Raw genomic sequence first — 22,457 nt, 5'->3', positions numbered from 1 at the left:
TCATACTTACTTTTAGATAGTAACGTCAATTTATACGCTCTTACCTAGTAATATTCGTATATAGAAAAACCTCTCTAATAAAATAGAGAGGTTTCTCCTTATATACGAATCTCTTTCCTGATCGTCTCCCTCGCCAAAAGAAAACTCATAATCACTTGCGCAGCTACTCGGCTCGTCATATCTCTGAAATCAAGAGTTGGATCAATTTCTACAATATCCATCCCTTGAACGAGAGGTTCTTTGCCAAGAAATTCAATCGCATCCAGTAAAGTCGCGCTATCCATTCCCCCAGGACCAATCGCTGGACAACCTGGCGCAAATGCTTGATCTAGTACATCCATATCAAGAGAAATATATATAGAAGTCACGCCTTGCTTTCTTAATACTTCGATACTTTCCGTCATAATATCTTTTATTTCTCGCTCTCGTACATCTTTCATTGTATACACTGTCACGCCATGTTCTTTTGCATATTCATGGTACGCTCGTGCATTTGAAAAATTACGAATACCGATTTGAACGAGTTGTTTTCCTGTAATAACACCATTTTCTAGTAAACTACGGAACGGTGTACCATTTGACGGACCACCATCTTCTAAGTTGCGCAAATCATGATGGGCATCAAATTGAATAATACCGACCTTCCCTTTACTATTTGCAAATCCTGTTATACTCGGAAAACTAATCGAATGATCCCCACCAAGAACGATTGGTATCATGTTCGGATTTACTTTCGTTACATGACCAACTGTTTTCGCAATTCGGTTATGACTTTCTTTTATATCCGTCACATGCATCGTAATATCTCCGCAATCATATAAGACACTTTCTTTCATATCATGTTCTTCTGTAATTGCGTACGTGCTATATGCATCTAACATCGCACGAATTGTTTTTGGAGCAAAACTTGCTCCTGAATGACTAATAGATGGTTTAGAAAGGGGTGCTCCAATTAAGGCCGCACCGAATATTTCCACGCCTTCCTCCCAATCTTTAATCATTTCACTCCATTTTGTCACTTCACGATCGATAAACTTGGCATTTTTCTTTAAATAGTGGCCGTGCTCCACGATTGTTCACCTCTTGTATATGCGATATTACCATTCTTCCATACTGTATTTACATGACTTACGCCGTAATGATACGGTACGTAAGCATAATTGTAAGCATCCCATAGCACTAGATCTGCCTTGCGACCTACTCTAATTTTCCCAGCTACATCGCCACGATTGATTGCGTAAGAAGAGTTAACTGTTACGGCATTCCAAACTTCTTCTGGTGTCATTTTCAACTTCAGCATTGCGATGCTCATAATAAGCTGAATGTTTTCCGTTGGACAGCTGCCCGGGTTAAAGTCTGTAGCTAACGCAACTGCAACACCTTCATCAATCATTTTTCGGCCGCGTGCAAAGCTTTCTTTATTTAAATAGAAAGTTGTTCCTGGTAATAAAGTCGCTACTGTATTAGAGTTTGCAAGCATTTCAATTCCTTTATCAGAAGCACCAACTAAATGGTCCGCTGATGCTGCACCAATTTCAGCCGCTGCTTCCGCACCACCAAGAGGGTCAATTTCATCCGCATGAATTTTCACATCAAATCCAAGCTCTTTCGCTTTTAATAAAAACTCTTTTGACTCTTCAACAGAGAACACACCTGTTTCACAGAAAATATCAACGAATTCCGCTAATTGCTTCTCTTTCATTTCTGGTAATAAATCTAACATCCATTGTAAAAATTCTTTCGATCTACCTTTATACTCTTTTGGAACTGCATGAGCACCTAAAAACGTTGACACTAAATCGATTGGATGTTCTTTTTGTAATTGTGCAGTTGCCTCTAATTGTTTCCATTCCGTCTCATCATCTAATCCGTAACCACTCTTCGCTTCTACAGTTGTAACTCCGAAAGATAGCATACGGTCTAAATGGAATTTCGCCTTTTGAACAAGCTCTTCTTTCGACGATTGTTTCGTTGCATTTACAGTTGAAAGAATACCTCCGCCTTGTTCTAAAATTTCTAAGTATGGAACTCCTTGTAATTTTAGCGCGATTTCATTTTCACGAGATCCACCAAATACAAGGTGGGTATGCGGATCAACAAGACCAGGAGAAACCATTTTCCCGCCACAATCAATAACTTCTTTTGCCTGAAGTCCTTTTGCTTCTTCTGCTGTCCCAACGAAAGTGATTACACCATTTTCAATTCCAACCGCACCGTTTTCGATAACAGGAAGCGTGTTCATCGCTTCCCGTCTTAACAAGCCATCTTCTTGATCCATTGTTAGTAATTGACCGATATTTATTAGTAAAGTGTCCAGCATGTTTTTCTCCTCCTTATTTCATCATTGGAATGTTAACGCCTTTTTCTTTCGCAGTTTCCACAGCTAAGTCATACCCTGCATCCACGTGACGAACAACACCCATACCAGGGTCAGAAGTTAATACGCGCTCAATACGTTTTGCTGCTGCTTCTGTTCCATCTGCAACGATAACCATTCCAGCGTGAAGTGAATAACCCATACCAACGCCGCCACCGTGGTGAACAGATACCCAGCTTGCACCGTTTACACTGTTAATTAATGCATTCAAAATTGGCCAGTCAGCTACTGCATCACTACCATCTTTCATCGCTTCTGTTTCACGGTTTGGAGATGCTACTGATCCGCAATCTAAATGGTCACGACCGATAACGATTGGTGCTGATAATTCACCATTTGCAACCATTTCATTAATAATGCGACCAAATTTCGCGCGCTCACCGTAACCAAGCCAACAAATACGTGACGGAAGACCTTGGAACTCAACTTGCTGACGAGCCATACGGATCCAGTTACATAAATGCTCATTATCAGCAAACTCACGTAAAATTACTTCGTCTGTTTTATAAATATCTTCTGGGTCACCAGAAAGTGCTACCCAGCGGAATGGTCCTTTTCCTTCGCAGAATAATGGACGGATAAATGCTGGAACGAATCCTGGGAAATCGAATGCATTTTTCAAACCTTCATCAAAAGCAACTTGGCGAATGTTATTTCCGTAATCAAATGTAATTGCGCCTTTTGCTTGCATAGTAAGCATGGCTTCTACATGTTTTGTCATGCTTTCTTTTGATAATTGTACGTAGCGCTCCGGATCTTCTTCACGAAGTTTTGCTGCTTCTTCTAACGTGTAACCTATTGGAATATAACCGTTTAATGGATCATGAGCAGATGTTTGATCTGTAACTAAATCTGGCGTAATATTACGCTTCACTAGCTCTGGTAAAATCTCTGCCGCATTTCCTAATAAACCAATAGAAATCGGTTCTTTCTTCTCTTTATACTCGTTCGCAACCGTTAATGCTTCTTCTAATGATTCTGTATACATATCACAGTATCTCTTTTCAATACGACGATCAATGCTGCGCTTATCAACATCAATAGCGATAACAACACCGCCATTCATCGTTACAGCAAGAGGTTGTGCACCGCCCATACCACCTAAACCAGCAGTAAGTGTTAATGTACCTTTTAATGAACCACCGAAATGTTGACGTGCCGCTTCACCAAACGTTTCATATGTTCCTTGTAAAATACCTTGTGTTCCAATGTAAATCCAGCTACCTGCTGTCATTTGTCCATACATCATAAGACCTTTTTTCTCTAGTTCACGGAAGTGATTCCAGTTCGCCCACTTCGGTACTAAGTTTGAGTTCGCTAAAAGAACGCGAGGTGCATCTTCATGTGATTTAAAGATTGCAACTGGTTTTCCTGATTGAACAAGTAATGTTTCATCGCTTTCTAACGTTTTTAATGAATCTACAATTGCATTGTAGCTTTCCCAGTTACGAGCTGCCCGGCCGATTCCACCATATACAACTAATTCTTCTGGCTTTTCAGCAACTTCCGGATCTAAATTGTTCATTAACATACGAAGTGCAGCTTCTTGCACCCACCCTTTCGTTTGTAACTCCGTACCTCTTGGCGCGCGAATTGTTTGTTTAACTTTTTCCATTTCAATCTCTCCCTTTTCTCATTTTATAGTGCTGCGTTTACATCTAATCTTTCTTTGATCGAATAATTCGTTTTTAACCAATGCGCAATATTTTCAATATCCGTTGAGAATATACGGTCATTTGTAATAGAAGGCACTTGCTGACGACCTTGATGATAGAAACTTTTCGTCACTGTACTCATGTTTTCAATACCGCGATATTCTGCAGCTTGCATCGCACAAATCATCTCAATTGAAAGAACACGTCTTACGTTTTGAATAATTTGATGTGCATGGCGTGAAGCGATTGTTCCCATACTTACGTGATCTTCTTGGTTAGCTGATGACGGGATTGAATCAACACTCGCCGGATGTGCTAACGTTTTATTTTCAGAAACTAGTGACGCTGCAGCATATTGCATAATCATTGCACCAGACTGAAGTCCTGGTTCTGGACTTAAAAATGGTGGTAAATCGTTTAATTGCGGATTCACTAAACGCTCAATACGACGCTCTGAAATATTTGCAAGTTCTGCCATTCCTACTTTTAAGAAGTCCATCGCAAATGCAATTGGTTGACCGTGGAAATTACCACCTGAAATTACTTTTTCCCCGCCATCAAAGATTAGCGGATTATCCGTTGCTGCATTCATTTCAATTTCTAATTTTTCTTTCACATAATTTAAAACTTGCCAAGAAGCACCGTGTACTTGCGGAATACAGCGAAGTGAATATGCATCCTGCACACGTAGTTCTCCTTGTTTTGTTGTTAATTTACTATCATGAAGGATGTCACGAATTCTGCTCGCTACTTCCACTTGCTCTTTATAACCACGTGCTTTATGAACATTTTCATCAAATGCATCAATAATGCCTTGTAAACCTTCAATTGTCATAGATGCAATTAATTCAGCTTGATAAGCCGTTGCTTCTGCTTCTATATAAGAAAGAACTCCTTGCGCTGTCATCGCCTGCGTACCATTAATTAACGCTAGGCCTTCTTTCGCTTCAAGTTCAATTGGCTCAAGACCTTCTTCTGTAAGAGCGACCATTGCATGAACGCGTTTTCCTTTATAGAACACTTCACCTTCGCCTAATAATACGAGCGCAAGATGAGATAAAGGTGCTAAATCGCCACTCGCACCAAGTGAGCCTTGTTGTGGAACAACTGGGTGAATTTTACGATTTACAAACTCAAGAAGCATATTTACAACGAGCGGTCTAACACCAGATACTCCTTTAAGCATCGTGTTTGCTCGTAAAATTAACATACCGCGTGATACTTCTTCAGGGAATGGCTCGCCTATCCCACATGCATGTGACTGAATTAAATTATGTTGAAGTGCCTTTACATCATCTTTTTGAATTAGCACATCACTAAACTTTCCAAATCCAGTTGTAATACCGTAAACGACTTTTCCGTCCTCTACAATTTTCTCAACTACTTCGCGGCACTCCGCCACCTTTTGCATACTAGTTGGACAAGCTGTTACACCTTCTCCTTCAAGTAACAACCTCTTCATTTCTTCAATTGTCAATGTGTGTCCTGTTAACGTAATCATTGTTTTTCCTCCTTAAAAAGGCAAAAGGGGACCTTATCTTTTTAAGACAGACTTCTGTCCTAAAAAAGTAAGGCCCCCTTCTAACTAATAGACTATGGGCAAATCATATGTGATTAATTCCTAAACCAATCGCCTCATGCTCAGATCCTTTTACAGGTGCACCAATCGTTCCATATAATGCAACAGCAACCCATTCGCCCTCTTTTTTTCCGTCGTATGGTGTACCGCGCACAATCGCAAAGCGAAGTCCTACTGTACGAAGAACGTCTGCTAACTGAATTTGACCTCTCGTCACTCCGTACAAAGCTTCCATAATTGCGTGATAAAGTGCATGTGTTTCTCTGTAAACGTCTGTTTCAATAACTTGGTTGCTCTTAGCCGCTGTTTCCATTGCTGCGACAACCTTTTGCGAATTCATCGAACCCACTTTCCCCGTACAATACTTCCAACCTTTTGGGATAGATAATACAGGGCTTTCATTCTCATCCGCAAGTGCCAACAGCATGGCCATACGACCAATTCGATGTGTTCCTTGAAGAAGCATGTGACTCTCTCATTTCTTTTAATTATTTGAATATTTCTTAATTTAAGAATATATGAAAACGGTTAAATCGTCAATAGTTTAAACTCACATTCAAACAATTTTTTCATCTCCTCCATTTGTGTACACAAATGATTTACACAAATTTTTCAGGCGTGTTATAGTCTCACTAACCGATACAAAGGGGAGAGATTTCAGTGACAAAGCGAAAAGATATTCATTTTCGAATTGAAGAAAAATTACTTGAAAGGTTTGAAGCTGCACTCCATTACGAAGGCTTAAAGAAAACCGACGTATTAACGCACGCAATTCAGCAATTTTGCACGAAGGTGGAATGCGAAAAGATGAATGATGTAAAACGCCAATACAACGTAAGCAAACATTTACAAACTCGTATCGATACGCATAAACATTATGAAGAAAAACATGTGAATTTAGATAAAGTCGTCATGGATCATTTACAACTTCAAGGAGACGAGAAAATATTAGAGGTTGGATGCGCTAACGGAAAATTTCTTTCCCTTTTGCAAGCGAATGGCCATAAAGGTCAATTAACAGGTTTTGATCAATCAGAAGCCATGCTCTCTGAAGCCACTAAAACGAATACTTTAATTGAATGGAGACTAGGTGACGCTGAAAAACTTCCTTTTGAAGCCAATTGCTACGACTGGATCGTCGCAAGACATATGTTATATTACATGAAAGATGTTGAAAAAACCATCCAAGGGTTCCATAAAGTAATACGTCCTGGTGGCTCACTTTTAGCTACAACAAATTCTGACGTTACATTACCTCGTATAGTTGAAATGTGTAACCGCATGTTAGACGCATTTGATTTACCGAAAACAACATCTTCAGTCACGCCATTTTGTTTGGAAAATGGTAAAGAGATATTACAGTCTGTTTTTCCAACTGTTGAAGAAGCAGTTATTCATAATGCTCTCGTTTTTCATCATGCTACTCCAATTGTAAACTATATTTCTAGCATGTTTCCGTCGCTAAATATACCTGATAATACACATCTTCACGAGGAAATGAAGGAATGGCTAAAAGAAGAAGTAAAAAATGAATTGTTACTTCATAACGGTATATGGCGCGATCCAAAAACGTTAGCCATTTATCGATGTCAAAAAGAAAAAAGCTAGCATTCGCTAGCTTTTACATATTTTTAAGTAAAAGCTCCTCCATCATCACATTCCCCTTACCGCTGTAAAAATTTATATTATGTTCGTTTGTTACCCCAAAATAAGAGGCAATCGCTATTCCAAATGGCACAAATGCATGCCCCTGTGCTGTAATAATATTTGAATGTTGCACAACTTCTTCATACACAAAATTTTCTACTGGAAAACAATCTAATTTTCTATAATCCATAGTTACTGTATATGAGTTTTCTTTGAATAAGCCTGCTTTTGCTAGCGCATACGGTCCAGCACAAATAGCAGCTACTAATTTTTCTTGTTCGTGAAATTGACGGATGACTGCAAAGAGTCCTGCCGCATCCTTCATATGTATCGCATCTCCGCCTGGAATAATAATTCCCTCATATTCTTCCACACGCACTTCTCTTAATTCTATATGTGGTTGCACTTGCAAACCCGTTTCACTTATAATCAATTCTTTTGTTAAACCTGCTGTAATGATTTCATATTTGTTTTTCAGCAATGCCGTTGCTACTGTTATTTCAAACTCCGCAAATGTTGGGTATACAAATAAAAGTATTTTTTTCATAGCCCTCTTTCCTTTAACCAATCCATAAAATATACTTCTAATTCTTCTGCTGTTAATCTATTCGTGTCCACATAAGTTATAGGAAATTGTTTATACCAGTCTTTTTCAGTTTCTACTAATTTAAATTGCTCCTCAAATGTACTTCGCTTTCTTGTTCTATCGTTATTTTTTCTATCATATACATTCTTTTTCGTCACATCTAAATAAAAAATAGCATCTGAACGGCATTCTCTTAATTTATATAATTCATCTTTCAATTCAGTTTCTATATCCCACTCTTTCCCTATAATCATTGGATAAAAAAGTGTATAAAATTCAATATCTTCAGGTCCACGATCAAAAATAACGACTGAACCCTTCGCATTTTGAAACTCCTTTATTTTAGCTTCTATAAACATTTTTTGATTTACTATAAACCCTTCTTTTGAATTCATATCCAAATTTAATTGTTTTCGCTTTTCTACAATTGGATAAGGATTTTCATATATAACTGAAAGCCCATATCGTTCTAATCTTTTAGCCAATGTTGTTTTTCCACTTGCCATCGGTCCTTGGAGTGAAATTACATATGCCATCCCTCTCATTCCCTTGCACTTTAGTACATTCATAATATACAGAATTTTTAAAACTATCAACAAAATATATATCATCTTGTTTCTTATTCTTATGTAACTTATAATAAAAAATAGAGATTATGACGGACGCATCAATAATGTAAGCTTGGAAATCCAAGCTTACATTATTTTTTGCTTTCCCTTTTCTAATAAAAAGAGTATACTAGTTTAGAACGTATGTTCTTAATGATTACATACAGTAAGGAGATAAGACAATGGTATACGATACAAAAGCAATTTCTTGGAATGAGTCTTTAAAACAACTTCAACGCCACTATACAAACAAACAAGTTGACCGAAAAGAATTTGAGGATATTGAACTGATGGAATTCTTCCGCGATAACGACTACATTTCTTTACCTACACATATAAGTGGCCTATCAACAGCACGTTTTACTTCTTACTCTATTTTCACAACTGAAGATAAAGATCGTAAAGTTGGCACATTAATCATTGAATATGTAGAAGATGATAATAATAATTTATGTGTTGAACAACTATACTTTGTTTAAATGATAACGCTTGGTCAAAATGACCAAGCGTTCTTGCTTTCTATGAATCTCACTGTTTATAATATGAATAAAAGAAAACCGCAATCATTAAGGGGGGATACGCTTGCTCGAAGGATGGTTCAGTTGGTTTATTGTGCTATGGACTGTTATTTTATTAGGACTTATGTCTATCGGTGGATACTTTATGTTCAGAAAATTTTTAAAACGATTACCAAAAGAAGATGGTATGTCCATTTTAGATTGGGAAGAGCACTATATTAATAAAACTAGGCATTTATGGAATGATGAACAAAAACAATTATTAGAAGAGCTCGTAAGTCCTGTTCCAGAACTATTTCGCGATGTCGCTAAATCAAAAATTGCTGGCAAAATCGGAGAACTTGCCTTACAAGAAAAAGCCTCTCAAATTACACAAGATTTAATTATTAAAGGGTATATTATCGCTACACCAAAACGTGATCATAAATTTTTAGTAAAAAAACTACAAGAAAAAGAAATTGATTATTCTCATTATGAATCTTTACTGACAAAATCCTCCTCATAAAAGAAAGATTGCTAGCTTATAGCAATCTTTTTTAACTTACAGTTACAGATTTTTCGGCTGTTAATCTAGCTTCTGCCAAATCTATTTGTAATCCAACCGCACTTGTATAAATCGTATCCCCTGTACCTGTAATATTTACTTGTGTAGATGTCGTATTTGGTGCAATAGAACCTGTTGCATTTACATTTGTAATATCAAATTCAGCTCTTGCATTTGCATTTGTAGTTGTTCCTGAAAAATTCCGATCCGCAAAACTACCAATTGTATTTAAATTTCCGTTAATATCATTCACTTGCCCTCTAAAAAAATTTCCTGATGGATTATTCGGTCCCGTTAATGTCACAGAATTCAACTGAAAATTATCACCCGTAAAGTTCGGATCACCATTTACTGCCATTACAAAGGCTCGCGCTGTCACTGTTCCTGTAGCTGGCGTAAAAAATCCTGAAATGGTTTGTGGTGTACCTGATAATAAAAAACCTGGAAATAAGCTTACATTTCTCATTGGATAAGAGGAATCACGATAAACTACAATTAAAGACCATCCAGCACCATAACCAACTGGCTGACGCGTAGGTAATCTCGTTACACTATATCTTCCTGCCGCTCGATTCGGTAAACCTTGCAGTAAAGATGTGACGTCTGCTGCTCGGTTATAAACATTTGCTATAAAAGGGAGATTTGTCCCTTCTGATGACCATGCTGAATTAATTGTCACTTGTGTACTCGTTCCATCAGGCGTAACTAAATTTGGAGGATTCGCATCAACAACAGCAGTTGTAACAGCCGTATCCAATCCACCTGACCAAACAAGTAACGCAAAATCTACAACCGCCGTAGCTGGAACGATAGTAGTCGATGGATTTAATTCAGCCCATGAGCCATCTAATGTCCAATCATTTGTTGTACCTCCAAATGTATTCGGATCTGTCGATGAAGGAACTCCTCCAAAAGTAGAATCCGTATTTAATGTTATAAGTGCATTGTAAGCAAAGTTTGTATTTGCAGTACCGCGCATTCCCATCGTATTACCCGTATGCATCATAAATAAGTTATCATTTTTACCGTAAGCTTGAACGAAAGCCAAAAGAATTCCTCCCTATTAATTTACGAGAATTTTTCTATCAATTTAACTTACAGTTACTGATTTTGTAGCAGTTAGACGTGCCTCTCCTAACTCTATTTGCAAACCTACAGCACCAGCATAAAGATAGTCAAATGTATTTGGGATATTTCACTGTCGTAGAAGTTGATCCAGCTGTTAACACCCCATTTGCAGGTACATTTGTCACATCAAATTCTGCACGCCGATTAGTCGCAGAAGTACCAATGGGCATATTTCTATCCCCAAAACTTCCGACTGTATTTAAATTCCCCAAATAATTATTTACTTGTGAAGCAAAAAAGTTGTTTATTAAATTATTAGGTCCTGAAAGTCCCGTACCATTTAAGTTAAATCTATCACCTGTCGCATCTGTATCACCATTTATCGCCATTGTAAATACACGAGCATTAACTGGTGCTACAGCAGGAGTGATAAAATTTGAAATCGTCGCCGTCTCACCCAATGTAGAAATGAGTAACCCAGTATATAAACTAACATTCCTAACAGGATATGAATTATCACGATATACAACAACTAATGCCCACCCTACCCCTGTTCCTTGCAAAGGTGGATTTGCTGTTGGAACACGTTCTACAAAATAATCACCTACAGCACGATTAGGAAGTCCTTGAAGAATACTCGTCACATTAGCTGCACGTGTATAAATCGTACCTTGAAATGTCCCACTCGACCTTGTTTCTCCCCACGCAGGCGTACTTGTAATAGTGTGAGTCACATCATCCGGAGTTCTGAATGTTGGAGTATTCGCATTTACTACCTCTTCTGTAACAGTACCTCCCAATGTTCCTTGCCAAACTAACATCGCAAAATCTACAGTTGCTGTTGCTGGTACGTCTGTTAGTGAAGGATTTAACTTTGCCCATGAACCATTTAATGTCCAATCATTCGTCGTTCCTGCAAAGGTATCCGCATCTGTGGAAGACGGCACCCCAGCAAAACTCAAATTTGTATTTGTGGAAATTAATGCGTTATATTGATATGCAGTAGCTGTCGTAATACCGCGCATCCCTAACGTATTTCCTGTATGCACCATAAAAAGCGAATCTGTTTTTGTATATGTTTGTACAAAGGCCAACAACCTCACTTCCTTTCTATTAAAAGTAATATTTTCTCGCTATTTCATTTAATGCGAGCAAAACGAAAAAGTTCCATTTATATACGTACGAGCTAATTTAGGCAAAAAAAAAGCCTTTGCCTATTCCTATTCATTTATATTTGAATAGGATGCAATGACGAGCTCATTTTTCATATTTTTTTACAAATAGAACCAGCTTTCAATTTTAAATGGATACTATTTGTAAATGTCTAACTATTGATCGGATTTAAATTCATTTAGAAAGGACGAATCTAATGGCAATAGCAACAATAGGAAGTCGTTTAACCTATACAATCGTTGTCCAAAATACCGGAACACTACCTGCACAAAACGTTACATTTACAGACCCTATACCTGCTGGCACCACTTTCGTTCCAAACAGTGTAACTGTTAATGGTACTCCAACAGCCGGCAATCCTTCAACTGGAATTCCTATTAATAATATTCCGGCTGGTGGCTCTGTTACAATTACTTTCCAAGTAGATGTAACAAGTATTCCTACCCCACCTGTCGCCAGTAACGTAGCATCATTTGGATACGAATTTCAACCTGCACCTAACGCACCCACTATCACACGTACAACAACAAGCAATATAGTTAATACAGATATTTTCACAGCTAATGTCGCATTAACAAAAGCAGTAGATAAAACAATTGCTACTATCGGTGATACGATTACGTATACAATTACGGCCACAAATCAAGCCCCATTAGCTGCTAATAATGTTATCATTACAGACACACCTCCTGCCGGCACATCGTTCGTACCGGGTAGCGTTACAGTTAATGGTACTTCTACTACAGATAATCCTGCTACTGGAATAAATATAGGAACGATTGCTGCAAACGGGAATGCTACAATTACGTTTCAAGTTCGAGTTAATACTCTCCCTACACCTAACCCTATTCCAAATAGTGCAACTTCAAGTTTTCAATATAATCCACCAAACCAACCACCAATTAACAGAAACTCTACAAGTAATATAGTTGAAACACAAATTAATGCTACTATCATTAATCCAACTAAAAGTGCAAACCAACAAATTGTAAATATTGGTGACATCATTACGTATACGATTACCATTCCAAATAACGGTAATATTTCAGCGACAAACGTTTCTATCACAGACCCTATCCCTACTGGCACTACTTTTATTCCCAACAGTGTTACAGTTAATGGAACGGCACAATCTGGCGTAACTCCAACAAATATTCCGCTAGGTACAATTCCTGCTGGTCAAACTACAACTGTCACATTTCAAGTCCAAGTCACTTCCCTTCCAGCTAACGGAACGATTACTAACGAAGCAAATGTAACATTTACGTCGCAACCGAATCCGGCTGAACCCCCAACAACCACTACGATAACACCACCTCCAACAACTACTTCTGTACGAACTGCAATTGTAAATCCAACAAAAACTGCTAGTCCACAAATTGCTGATATCGGTGATATTATTACGTATACGATTACTGTACCAAATACAGGAAACATCGCTGCAACGAACGTTATTGTAACTGATCCAATTCCAAGTAGCACTACATTTATTCCGAATAGCGTCACAATTAACGGTACTTCACAACCTGGCGTAAATCCTTCTGGTGGTATACAAATTGGTACAATCGCAGCTGGTAATACTGTCACTGTCACTTTCCAAGTTCAAGTTACCTCTCTCCCAGAGAATGGCCTAATCCGAAATATCGGAACCACAACATTTACGTATCAACCAGATCCTACAAAACCAGCTATTACAACAACAAAACCTACACCACCTACTACTACTCCTGTTAACACCGCTATTACAAACCCTGTTAAAACGGCGGATAAAACTACTGTTGATATTGGTGATGTTATTACGTATACGATTACTTTCACTAATGATGGTACGATCCCTGCTACAAATGTAGTTTTTACTGATACCATTCCTACTGGTACAACATTCATTCCGAATAGCGTAATCTTAAATAATGTACCGGTTCCAAATTCAAATCCCGCACTAGGAATCCCGGTTGGAACAATTAATCCCGGTGAAACCAAAACACTATCTTTCCAAGTTCTTGTTACACAAATTCCAGCTGGCGGTGTTATTACAAACGAAGCTTCAACGACATATACGTACCAGCCAGATCCAACAAGACCGCCGGTTACCACAACCGAACCGACAGCACCTACTACAGTCTCTGTTAATACCGCTACAGTTAACCCTACAAAATCTGCTAATCGTACTTTCGTTGATATTGGTGATGTTATTACGTATACAATTAGTTTACAAAATAACGGCACTGTTCCCTCAACAAATATTGTACTAACAGATCCAATTCCAAACGGTACAACATTTATTCCAAATAGCGTCACGATTGATGGTGTCTCACAACCTAACAGTAATCCTGAAAACGGTATATCAATCGGTACTTTAAATCCAAATCAAGCAAAAACAATTACATTCCAAGTTCAAGTTACAAGTGTCCCGCCAAATGGAATTATAGAAAACCAAGGCAGTGTATCATTTAATTATATTGTTAATCCAAATGAGCCTCCTGTTACAACAACTACCCCAACTCCTAAAACTGAAACTCAAGTTGGGACCGTTATTACAGCGCCTACAAAATCTGCCGACAAACAAGTTGCTGATTTAGGAGATACGATTACCTACACGGTCACATTTACAAATAACGGGACCGTTCCGGCTACAAATGTAGTCGTTACAGACCCTACACCTAACGGGACTATTTTCGTTCCAAATAGTGTTACAATCGATGGCATTACAACGCCAGGAGCAGCCCCATCACTTGGTATACCACTTGGTACCATTTCTGTCGGAGAAACGAAAACAATCACGTATCAAGTTGTCGTTACAAACTTACCACCTGATGGAATAATTAGAAACCAAGCATCCTTCACTTACCAATATCAACCGAACCCAAGTGAGCCTCCTGTTACAACAACTACTACCACTCCAAGTGTAAACATTCCAATTAATAATCCTAATCCAACGACTACAAAATCTGCTGATCGACAAGTTGCTGATATAGGGGATACGATTACTTTTACTGTAACATTCCAAAATAGAGGGACCGTCCCCTCTACAAATGTTATTATAAAAGATGCACTTCCATCTGGTGTTTCTTTCGTTCCAGGTAGCGTTGTCGTAAATGGCACATCACAACTTGGAGAAAACCCTGAAATTGGTATACCCGTCGGCACTGTAAATCCCGGTCAAAGTATTACAGTTACGTTCCAAGGTGTAGTAAATAGTATCCCGCCCGGAGGAGTTATTAGAAATCAAGCAAATATTACATTCACATACGAGCCAAATCCAAATGAACCTCCCGTTACGACAACTATTACAACTCCTGAAACAGAAACAGCAGTTAATACCGCTACACTAAATCCACAAAAAACAGCAGATCGCTCCTTCGTTGCATTAAATGATGTCATTACCTATACTCTCTCATTTCAAAACACCGGTACTGTTCCTGCTACGAATATAACAGTAATAGATTCTATCCCTGCCGGTACTGTATTTATTCCAGATAGTGTTACGATTAATGGGATTCCTCAAGCAGGAACAAATCCATCATCAGGAATTTCACTTGGAACTTTAGCGCCATCCGAACGCGCAACGATTACTTTCCAAGTACGAGTAATAAACATCCCTGCTAGCGGCGAAATCCGAAATCAAGGTAGTGCAACATTTAATTATCAACCGGATCCAAATTTACCTCCAGTCACAAAAACAGAAACAACTCCTGAAACAACGACTCCTATCCAAACTGTAGTCATAAGTCCAACAAAAACAGCAAACCTTACGTTTGCAGAAATTGACGATATTGTAACTTATACTGTCACATTTACAAACCAAGGAACTATACCTGCTACTGGTGTAACAATTACAGATTCTTTGCCACCGGGTACAACTTTTATTACGAATAGTGTTACTGTAAACAATGCCGCTCAACCCGGCGTAAGTCCAGTCACAGGAATTCCTGTTAGAACAGTTAATCCCGGCGAGACAGTTACTGTTACATTCCAGATTCAAATAAACGCTATTCCTCCTAATGGAAAAATAGAAAATACAGCAAGTGTTACCTACACTTCTCAGCCTAATCCAAGCGAACCTCCTATTACAACAACAGAAACGACTCCTACCGTAACTTTACCTGTTCGTACCGCTAACCCGAACCCGCAAAAAACAGTGGATCGTGAGTTTGCAAGTATTGGTGATACGCTCACTTATACAATTACCCTTCAAAATACCGGTAATATACCTGCAACTGATGTCATTATTACAGATTCTGTCCCTACTGGAACTACATTTATCCTTGGTAGCATTACGATTAATGGCATTCCACAACCTAATTTGACCCCTGAAACAGGAATCCCAGTTGGCACATTAAACCCTAGACAAATAGTGACTGTTACTTTAGAAGTACAAATAACAGCTTTACCACCAAATGGCATTATCTCAAATGAAGCAAATGTCACTTACACATCTCAACCAGATCCGACACTCCCGCCTATTACAACAACCACACCGACTCCAATCGCAGAAACAATTGTACAAAATGCAGAATTAGAGTCAACAAAAACAGTAGATTTGCCAATCGCTAACATTGGCGATGCACTCACTTATACAATCACCCTTGAAAACACTGGAAATATTCCTATGACAAATGTATCTGTCATTGATCAACCACCAGTAGGCACACAATTTATTGTAGATTCTGTTACAGTAAATGGCCTTTCACAACCAGGTGTTGATCCAAGCATTGGGATACTCATTGGTACAATACAACCAAATCAAATAATAACCATTACGTTCCAAGTAACGATTACGAATATACCTCCTAACGGGGTTGTTACAAATGTTGGTTCAGTCAACTTTACCTCTCAGCCTAATCCAAATGAACCTCCTATTACAGAAACAGAAGAAACACCACCAGTTAATACTGAAATCATTAACACCATTATTAATCCAGCAAAAACAGCTGATCGTAACAATGTTGATATAGGTGATATTATTACGTACACTGTTACATTCCAAAATTTACAAACAGTACAACTGACAGACATCGTCTTTACAGACCCAATCCCAACAGGAGCTACTTTCATTCCAAATAGCGTTACAATTAACGGCACTCCAACTAGTAATGTAGATCCAGCTCTTGGCATACCTCTTGGCACATTAAACCCTAGTGAATCGATCATTGTAACTTTCCAAGTTCGTGTTGTTTCAATACCCCCAAACGGAATTCTTATAAATGAAGCTACTATCACCTACACATTCCAGCCTAATCCTGGAGAACCTCCAGTAACAGTAACTACACCGACTCCACCTACTACTACAAATGTCAATACCGCAACAACGAACCCTACAAAATCCGCTGATAAAGCATTTGCTTTATTAGGTGACACAATCACCTATACAATCTCCTTACAAAATACAGGAACTGTCCCTGCAACAAATGTACTTGTAACCGATCCTATTCCAGCTGGTACTACTTTCATTCCGAATAGCGTTACGATAAACGGCATTCCACAACCAGGTATCGTTCCTAGTTCCGGAATTCTTATCGGTACATTAGAACCTAACACTTCAGCCGTCGTAACTTTCCAAGTTCAAGTAACTTCGATACCACCGACAGGTTTTATTGAAAATGAAGGGATCGTTTCATTCCAATATCAGCCAGACCCTACTAGACCACCTGTATCTGTTACTACACCTACACCTACTACAAAGACGCAAGTAAGTGAAGTTACTATTAATCCTAACAAACAAGCTAACCCTCAAGTTATTAATCTCGGTGATACTGTCACATATACAATTACGTTCCAAAATGTCGGGAATATTAATGCGACAGATGTTATTATTACAGACCCTACTCCATCTGGTACTACTTTCATTCCGAACAGCGTTACGATTAATGGCGTCACGCAACCTGGAACAAATCCAAATAATGGTGTAAACGTTGGGACTGTAACTCCAGGACAAATTGTTACATTAACTTATCAAGTTACTGTAACTGAACTCCCACCAGACGGTATTATTAAAAACACTGCAACTGTCACTTACACATTCCAGCCAAACCCTAGCGAACCCCCTATTACTATTACAGATCCTACTCCAACTGTTGAAGTAGCCGTTATTACACCTACACCTAACCCAAATAAACTAGCAGACAAACAAATTGTAGATATAAATGAAATCATAACGTATACTGTAACCTTCCAAAATCGCGGATCAGTCCCTGCAACTTCCGTTATCATTACTGATCCGTTAGCAAATGGATTAACGTTTCTTCCAGGTACTGTTGTAATAAATGGCATTCCAGATCTTGGAGCAAATCCTGTTGTAGGTATACCTGTTGGAACAGTCAATCCAAACGATACAATTACTGTTCAATTCCAAGCAAGAGTCACAAGTGTACCACCTGGTGGTATTATTCGAAATCAAGCAACTGTTACTTTCACATATGAACCAGGTCCTGGTGAACCTCCTATTACAATTACAGACCCTACTCCAATTAACACAACGAATGTAAATACAGCTATATTAAATCCGAAAAAAACAGCCACGCCGGAAACAGTTACTTTAGGTGATATCATTACGTATACGATTTCTCTCCAAAATACAGGTACCATTCCTGCTAATCATATACTTGTAACTGATACAATTCCTATCGGTACTTCGTTCATCCAAAATAGTGTCACAATTAACAACGTGCCGCAACCAACTGCAAATCCATCAGCAGGCATCCCAATTTCAACACTTGCTCCTTCTGAATCCGCAACGATTTCTTTCCGTGTCCTAGTTACTTCAATTCCACCAAGCGGAGAAATTCAAAACCAAGGTAACGTTTCCTTCCAGTACCAACCCGATCCTACTAAACCACCTGTATCCGTTACTACGCCTACACCTACTACAATTACTCCTGTAAACGTTGGGACTATTAATCCGATAAAAACCGCTGATAAATCCATCGTTTCAGTAGGTGATACGATTACATTTACTATCACATTCCAAAATGAAGGTACGATTCCTGTCACTGACATTTCTGTTACAGACTCACTTCCTGTCGGCACATCATTCGTTCCAAATAGTGTCACAATTAATAACATTCCCGTTCCAAACGCAAATCCATCCACAGGCATTCCAGTCGGAACTCTTAATCCAACAGCATCCGTAACTATTTCATTCCAAGTACAGGTTATTACACTTCCAGCTAATAGAATGATTACAAATATCGCATCCATTACGTATACTTCTCAACCCGACCCGACTAGACCACCTATCACAACAACGACTACAACACCACCAATTACGATAGAAGTAAACCCTAATGAGCCAAACACATTTATTAAGACCGCAAATGTAAATAGCGCCCATCTCGGTGATTTCATCACATATACACTTACCTTTACTAACAATGGCACCATCCCAGTAAATAACGTACTCATTACCGACCCACTTCCTCCTGAAGTTACTTTCTATCCAAATTCAGTAACTGTAAATGGAGTAGCACGTCCCGGAACTAACCCAACTATCGGTATTCTTATCAATACTGTTAATCCAAGTGAATCCGTTGTTGTTCGTTTTATCGTTCAAGTAACAGCAGAGCCACGAAATGGTCTCATTCGAAATACCGCCCGCATTCGCTATACACTCAGACCAGATCCTACTAAACCACCGATTTCCGTTGATGAAACTTCAGAGCCAAACATTATTCCGTTTATCGGTCCGTTCGTCTCACCAAATTTAAATTGTTTCTTTAATGGGGAACGTTTTATCCGGCGCGGTTGGAATAGAAGATGTTAGCAATATAAAATAAAAAGACAGCGCCTTTGACGCTGTCTTTTTATTTTATACATATACAGTTTTTAAGTTAATTTCATATCTTTTTCATTATAAAAACCATCTTCTTTTTCCATTTCCTTCTGTAATTTCGTAAAGGAACGGTACATTGCAATTCTCCATGACACAATCATCGCAAATGCCAGTAAGAAGAACATACCACTAAGTTGTCCTAAATCAAGAGATTGGCTTAAGTATGTTTTAAATACAATCCGCACGACAAGTAATCCAATTAATATAAAAACAAATGCTTTGGAACGCTTCAAATAAATCTCTTGTCCTCTAATCTCAAATTTAGATGTTTTAATAAGAAAAATAGAGAAAAACAAACCGACGCCAATTGCTTCTAACATTTCTGCTGGAGTTAATCGAAATTCAGGAAAAACATACATCAACGCTCCCGTACTCATAAAAAATGGTGGAAGTATAATTTTTTTCAATGTTGCAGGTTTCTTAGCTGCTTTTAAACGAATAAACATCGCACCAACAGCCATACAAACAGCAACGATACTGGATAAAACAACTATGTTCATATTTTCTCATCCTTTTTTGTGGCTATATGCAAAATATACTTTCATTATATGCTTTTCCGTTAGTATTTCCAACATTTTCACAGAATAATACTAAAAACCCGTAAAACCACCAAATAAACTTGAGAAATATACGATAATTTTTGTCATCCAGTTAAAATATAAGAAGATACCCATGATAATCATAATGTATCCCCCGATTTTCATGAACTTCATACTGTTTCTTTTAATCCAAGACATTTTCGTAATAAAGAATGATAGTACGAAGAACGGGATAGCAAATCCAAGTATGTATGCGATCATATAAATCATTGCTGATTCTGGATTTGTTGCTGCTAATCCAATAACCGATACTAAAATAGGTCCTGTACAAGGTGTCCATCCTGCCGCAAATGCCAATCCAATTAGAACAGATCCAAAATAACCACTCGGACGATTCTTAAATGTAAATTTACGGTCTTGCATTAAAAACTTCGGCTTAAATACACCGACAATAATGAAACCGAACACGATGATAAATATACCACCTAACTGTCTAATTAAATCTTTATAATTCGTAAAAATGCCCCCGATAAAGCTTGTACCAAATCCAATTGCAATAAATATAATTGAAAATCCAAGTAAGAAAAACGCTGTATGTATCATACTTCTTTTGCGAAGCATTGCATTTTCTTCTTTCAACTCAGAAACCGACATACCTGTTATGTACGATAAAAATGCCGGATAAAGCGGTAAGCAACATGGGGAAATAAATGATAAAAACCCAGCACCAAACGCTAAAAAAATACTAATATCTTGCATTATTCCACTCCTCTCCTTACATATTGTAGCAAAAACATATAAAAATACTATGAACAATTCGTGAAATCACTTTTCCAACGTGATAATAAGAAAAACTACCCTTTCACACTTTTTCTAAAAAAACGTTTTCATTTCCTTCTATTTATATAGAAAAATCTCAATTACACTACAAAACCTCTCTAATGTTATTAACATAACAAAGGTAATATAGTTTCTCAAATGATTAGCATGTTATTCGTACGTTTATATACATATTGATTAAAAAATATTTTTTTCAAATGCTGTCTTTATACAATACAAACTTGATTTTACAATACTTCTATTATTACTAATTTCAAGATTATGCATAAATATCATACTTTTATTATTATTCTATAAAATGTCACACTTTTCTTTTATTTGACCCTTCATTTTTAATTTTGTATACTTCCCTCTAGTTATATATGTCCGTTACGGAACAATTTCATATAGATAGGAGGACTATTTCATGCTTCGTTATTCTCTTTTAGTTTTATTAGGAGCGTGTAGTTATGGGATTTTAGCTATTTTCGTTAAACTTGCATATGCAGAAGGATTTTCACTTGGAGAGGTAATTGGCAGCCAATATTTGTTCGGTTGGATTATTTTGCTTGCTATTACACTTCTATTTTCTAGACATCGTGTTCCATTAAAACAAGCTTTAATTTTATTCGTTGCAGGTACATCTGCAAGTTTCACTGGAATTTTTTATTATGCTTCATTAAAAACTGTACCAGCATCTATCGCCATTATACTTTTATTCCAATTCGTTTGGGTCGGAATTATTATTGAAGCAGTCGCAACAAAAACTTTACCTTCACGAGAAAAAGTTATTTCTGTTATTTTCTTACTTGCAGGTACATTTTTATCAAGTGGTTTACTAGAAAAATCAGCAGGTGATTTCGATACGACTGGAATTATATTAGGCCTATTATCTGCTGTTACATTTGCAACATACATTTTCGTGAGCGGAAAAGTTGCTGTTGAAGTACCTTCATTACCACGCGGTGTTCTTTTAATGGCTGGTGCTTTAACTTTAGTAATGATCGTATTCCCTCCAACATTTATTTTTAACGGTGCAATTTCTGAAGGACTTTGGAAATACGGTTTAGGTTTAGGAACATTCAGTATCGTCATTCCTTCTATCGCCTTTACAATTGGTATTCCAAAGATTGGTTCTGGCTTAGCGACTATTCTTGGCGCTGCAGAACTACCAGTTACAACTATTATGTCTGTATTCGTTTTAAAAGAAGCTGTACTATCTTCACAATGGTTCGGTGTATCCCTTATTTTAATCGGGATTGCAATCCCGCAAATTGCCTATGCAATGCGTGGACGTTATCGTGAACATCATACACATAAAAAAGTTGCTGCATAAAGTAAAGACTTACACAAGATAAACGAGAGAGGATTTTCATTTGAGAATCCTCTCTTTTATCAATTTGGCCAAGAAGACTCCTTCCTCAAGGAGCGTGAAGGGCGTAGCCCAGCGAGTAGGTGGGAGATGAATTGGCTTCGAACAAGAGATGGCAGGAAGTCATCTTAATTGTTCGACATA

General features: G+C 37.9%; 15 protein-coding genes and 2 pseudogenes. 5 read left to right on the top strand and 12 right to left on the bottom strand.

Going from position 1 to position 22,457, the window contains the following annotated elements; translation table 11 throughout:
* Positions 1 to 98 precede the first annotated feature (98 nt).
* The 5 genes from hutG to hutP all read right to left on the bottom strand — a co-directional run bounded on the left by hutG (position 99) and on the right by hutP (position 6,077).
* Positions 99 to 1,070, bottom strand: coding sequence for a formimidoylglutamase (hutG, locus tag PDK19_RS14330; RefSeq protein ID WP_016718245.1), 972 nt, complete (start codon positions 1,068 to 1,070; stop codon positions 99 to 101).
* Positions 1,049 to 2,320 carry an imidazolonepropionase gene (gene hutI / locus PDK19_RS14325; RefSeq protein ID WP_000887535.1) on the bottom strand — a complete coding sequence of 424 codons (1,272 nt, stop codon included), beginning with the start codon at positions 2,318 to 2,320 and terminating at the stop codon, positions 1,049 to 1,051. The genes hutG and hutI overlap by 22 nt, the downstream gene beginning before the upstream one ends.
* 13 nt (positions 2,321 to 2,333) lie before the next feature.
* Positions 2,334 to 3,992 (bottom strand): urocanate hydratase, encoded by a 1,659-nt coding sequence (gene hutU / locus PDK19_RS14320; RefSeq protein WP_074615268.1) that lies wholly within the window; start codon positions 3,990 to 3,992, stop codon positions 2,334 to 2,336.
* Positions 3,993 to 4,015: 23 nt separating this feature from the next.
* Positions 4,016 to 5,533: a histidine ammonia-lyase gene (gene hutH / locus PDK19_RS14315; RefSeq protein ID WP_000631849.1), complete on the bottom strand. Its 1,518-nt coding sequence runs from the start codon at positions 5,531 to 5,533 to the stop codon at positions 4,016 to 4,018.
* A 103-nt stretch (positions 5,534 to 5,636) separates the two neighbouring features.
* On the bottom strand, positions 5,637 to 6,077 hold the full coding sequence (hutP, locus tag PDK19_RS14310; RefSeq protein ID WP_000926516.1) for a hut operon transcriptional regulator HutP: 441 nt from the start codon (positions 6,075 to 6,077) through the stop codon (positions 5,637 to 5,639).
* 194 nt (positions 6,078 to 6,271) lie between these two features.
* Here hutP and PDK19_RS14305 point away from each other — a divergent pair, with 194 nt between their 5' ends.
* Positions 6,272 to 7,219: a class I SAM-dependent methyltransferase gene (locus PDK19_RS14305; protein WP_139303008.1), complete on the top strand. Its 948-nt coding sequence runs from the start codon at positions 6,272 to 6,274 to the stop codon at positions 7,217 to 7,219.
* A 13-nt stretch (positions 7,220 to 7,232) separates the two neighbouring features.
* Here the strand turns inward: PDK19_RS14305 and PDK19_RS14300 are convergent, their stop codons facing one another.
* Complete coding sequence (locus PDK19_RS14300; protein ID WP_270707402.1) at positions 7,233 to 7,805, bottom strand: DJ-1/PfpI family protein; 573 nt, start codon at positions 7,803 to 7,805, stop codon at positions 7,233 to 7,235.
* Positions 7,802 to 8,380, bottom strand: coding sequence for an AAA family ATPase (locus tag PDK19_RS14295; protein WP_000332135.1), 579 nt, complete (start codon positions 8,378 to 8,380; stop codon positions 7,802 to 7,804). The genes PDK19_RS14300 and PDK19_RS14295 overlap by 4 nt, the downstream gene beginning before the upstream one ends.
* A 254-nt stretch (positions 8,381 to 8,634) precedes the next feature.
* Here PDK19_RS14295 and PDK19_RS14290 point away from each other — a divergent pair, with 254 nt between their 5' ends.
* Both PDK19_RS14290 and PDK19_RS14285 read left to right on the top strand, forming a co-directional pair.
* The gene (locus tag PDK19_RS14290; RefSeq protein WP_000262396.1) at positions 8,635 to 8,931 is read left to right on the top strand and encodes a hypothetical protein; all 297 of its coding nucleotides are present in this window, start codon (positions 8,635 to 8,637) and stop codon (positions 8,929 to 8,931) included.
* A gap of 103 nt (positions 8,932 to 9,034) precedes the next feature.
* A complete protein-coding gene (locus tag PDK19_RS14285) occupies positions 9,035 to 9,475 on the top strand; it encodes a DUF2621 domain-containing protein (RefSeq protein WP_270707400.1) in 441 nt (146 codons plus the stop codon).
* Between the two features lie 31 nt (positions 9,476 to 9,506).
* Here PDK19_RS14285 and PDK19_RS14280 read toward each other — a convergent pair whose 3' ends face one another.
* Together PDK19_RS14280 and PDK19_RS14275 are read right to left on the bottom strand one after the other, a co-directional pair.
* Positions 9,507 to 10,562, bottom strand: coding sequence for a hypothetical protein (locus tag PDK19_RS14280; protein WP_000896226.1), 1,056 nt, complete (start codon positions 10,560 to 10,562; stop codon positions 9,507 to 9,509).
* 42 nt (positions 10,563 to 10,604) lie between these two features.
* A pseudogene (locus tag PDK19_RS14275) lies at positions 10,605 to 11,676 on the bottom strand (hypothetical protein).
* A 275-nt stretch (positions 11,677 to 11,951) separates the two neighbouring features.
* On the opposite strand from PDK19_RS14275, the gene PDK19_RS14270 reads away from it, so the two are divergent.
* Positions 11,952 to 19,514, top strand: coding sequence for a DUF7507 domain-containing protein (locus PDK19_RS14270; protein WP_074615262.1), 7,563 nt, complete (start codon positions 11,952 to 11,954; stop codon positions 19,512 to 19,514).
* A 62-nt stretch (positions 19,515 to 19,576) separates the two neighbouring features.
* Here the strand turns inward: PDK19_RS14270 and PDK19_RS14265 are convergent, their stop codons facing one another.
* The 3 genes and pseudogenes from PDK19_RS14265 to PDK19_RS27305 all read right to left on the bottom strand — a co-directional run bounded on the left by PDK19_RS14265 (position 19,577) and on the right by PDK19_RS27305 (position 21,042).
* Positions 19,577 to 20,083: a CcdC family protein gene (locus PDK19_RS14265; protein WP_001028639.1), complete on the bottom strand. Its 507-nt coding sequence runs from the start codon at positions 20,081 to 20,083 to the stop codon at positions 19,577 to 19,579.
* Positions 20,084 to 20,173: 90 nt separating this feature from the next.
* The gene (gene ccdA / locus PDK19_RS14260) at positions 20,174 to 20,881 is read right to left on the bottom strand and encodes a cytochrome c-type biogenesis protein CcdA (RefSeq protein WP_016718254.1); all 708 of its coding nucleotides are present in this window, start codon (positions 20,879 to 20,881) and stop codon (positions 20,174 to 20,176) included.
* Positions 20,882 to 20,897: 16 nt separating this feature from the next.
* A pseudogene (locus PDK19_RS27305) lies at positions 20,898 to 21,042 on the bottom strand (peptidase T).
* 326 nt (positions 21,043 to 21,368) lie between these two features.
* Here PDK19_RS27305 and PDK19_RS14255 point away from each other — a divergent pair.
* Complete coding sequence (locus tag PDK19_RS14255) at positions 21,369 to 22,277, top strand: EamA family transporter (RefSeq protein ID WP_000947029.1); 909 nt, start codon at positions 21,369 to 21,371, stop codon at positions 22,275 to 22,277.
* Positions 22,278 to 22,457: the final 180 nt, after the last annotated feature.

The organism is Bacillus cereus group sp. BcHK124, from assembly GCF_027712065.1.
Classification (GTDB): Bacteria; Bacillota; Bacilli; order Bacillales; family Bacillaceae_G; genus Bacillus_A; species Bacillus_A pacificus.
The sequence above is the reverse complement of the archived record's forward strand: the minus strand, read 5'-3'. Positions and strand labels throughout refer to the sequence as shown.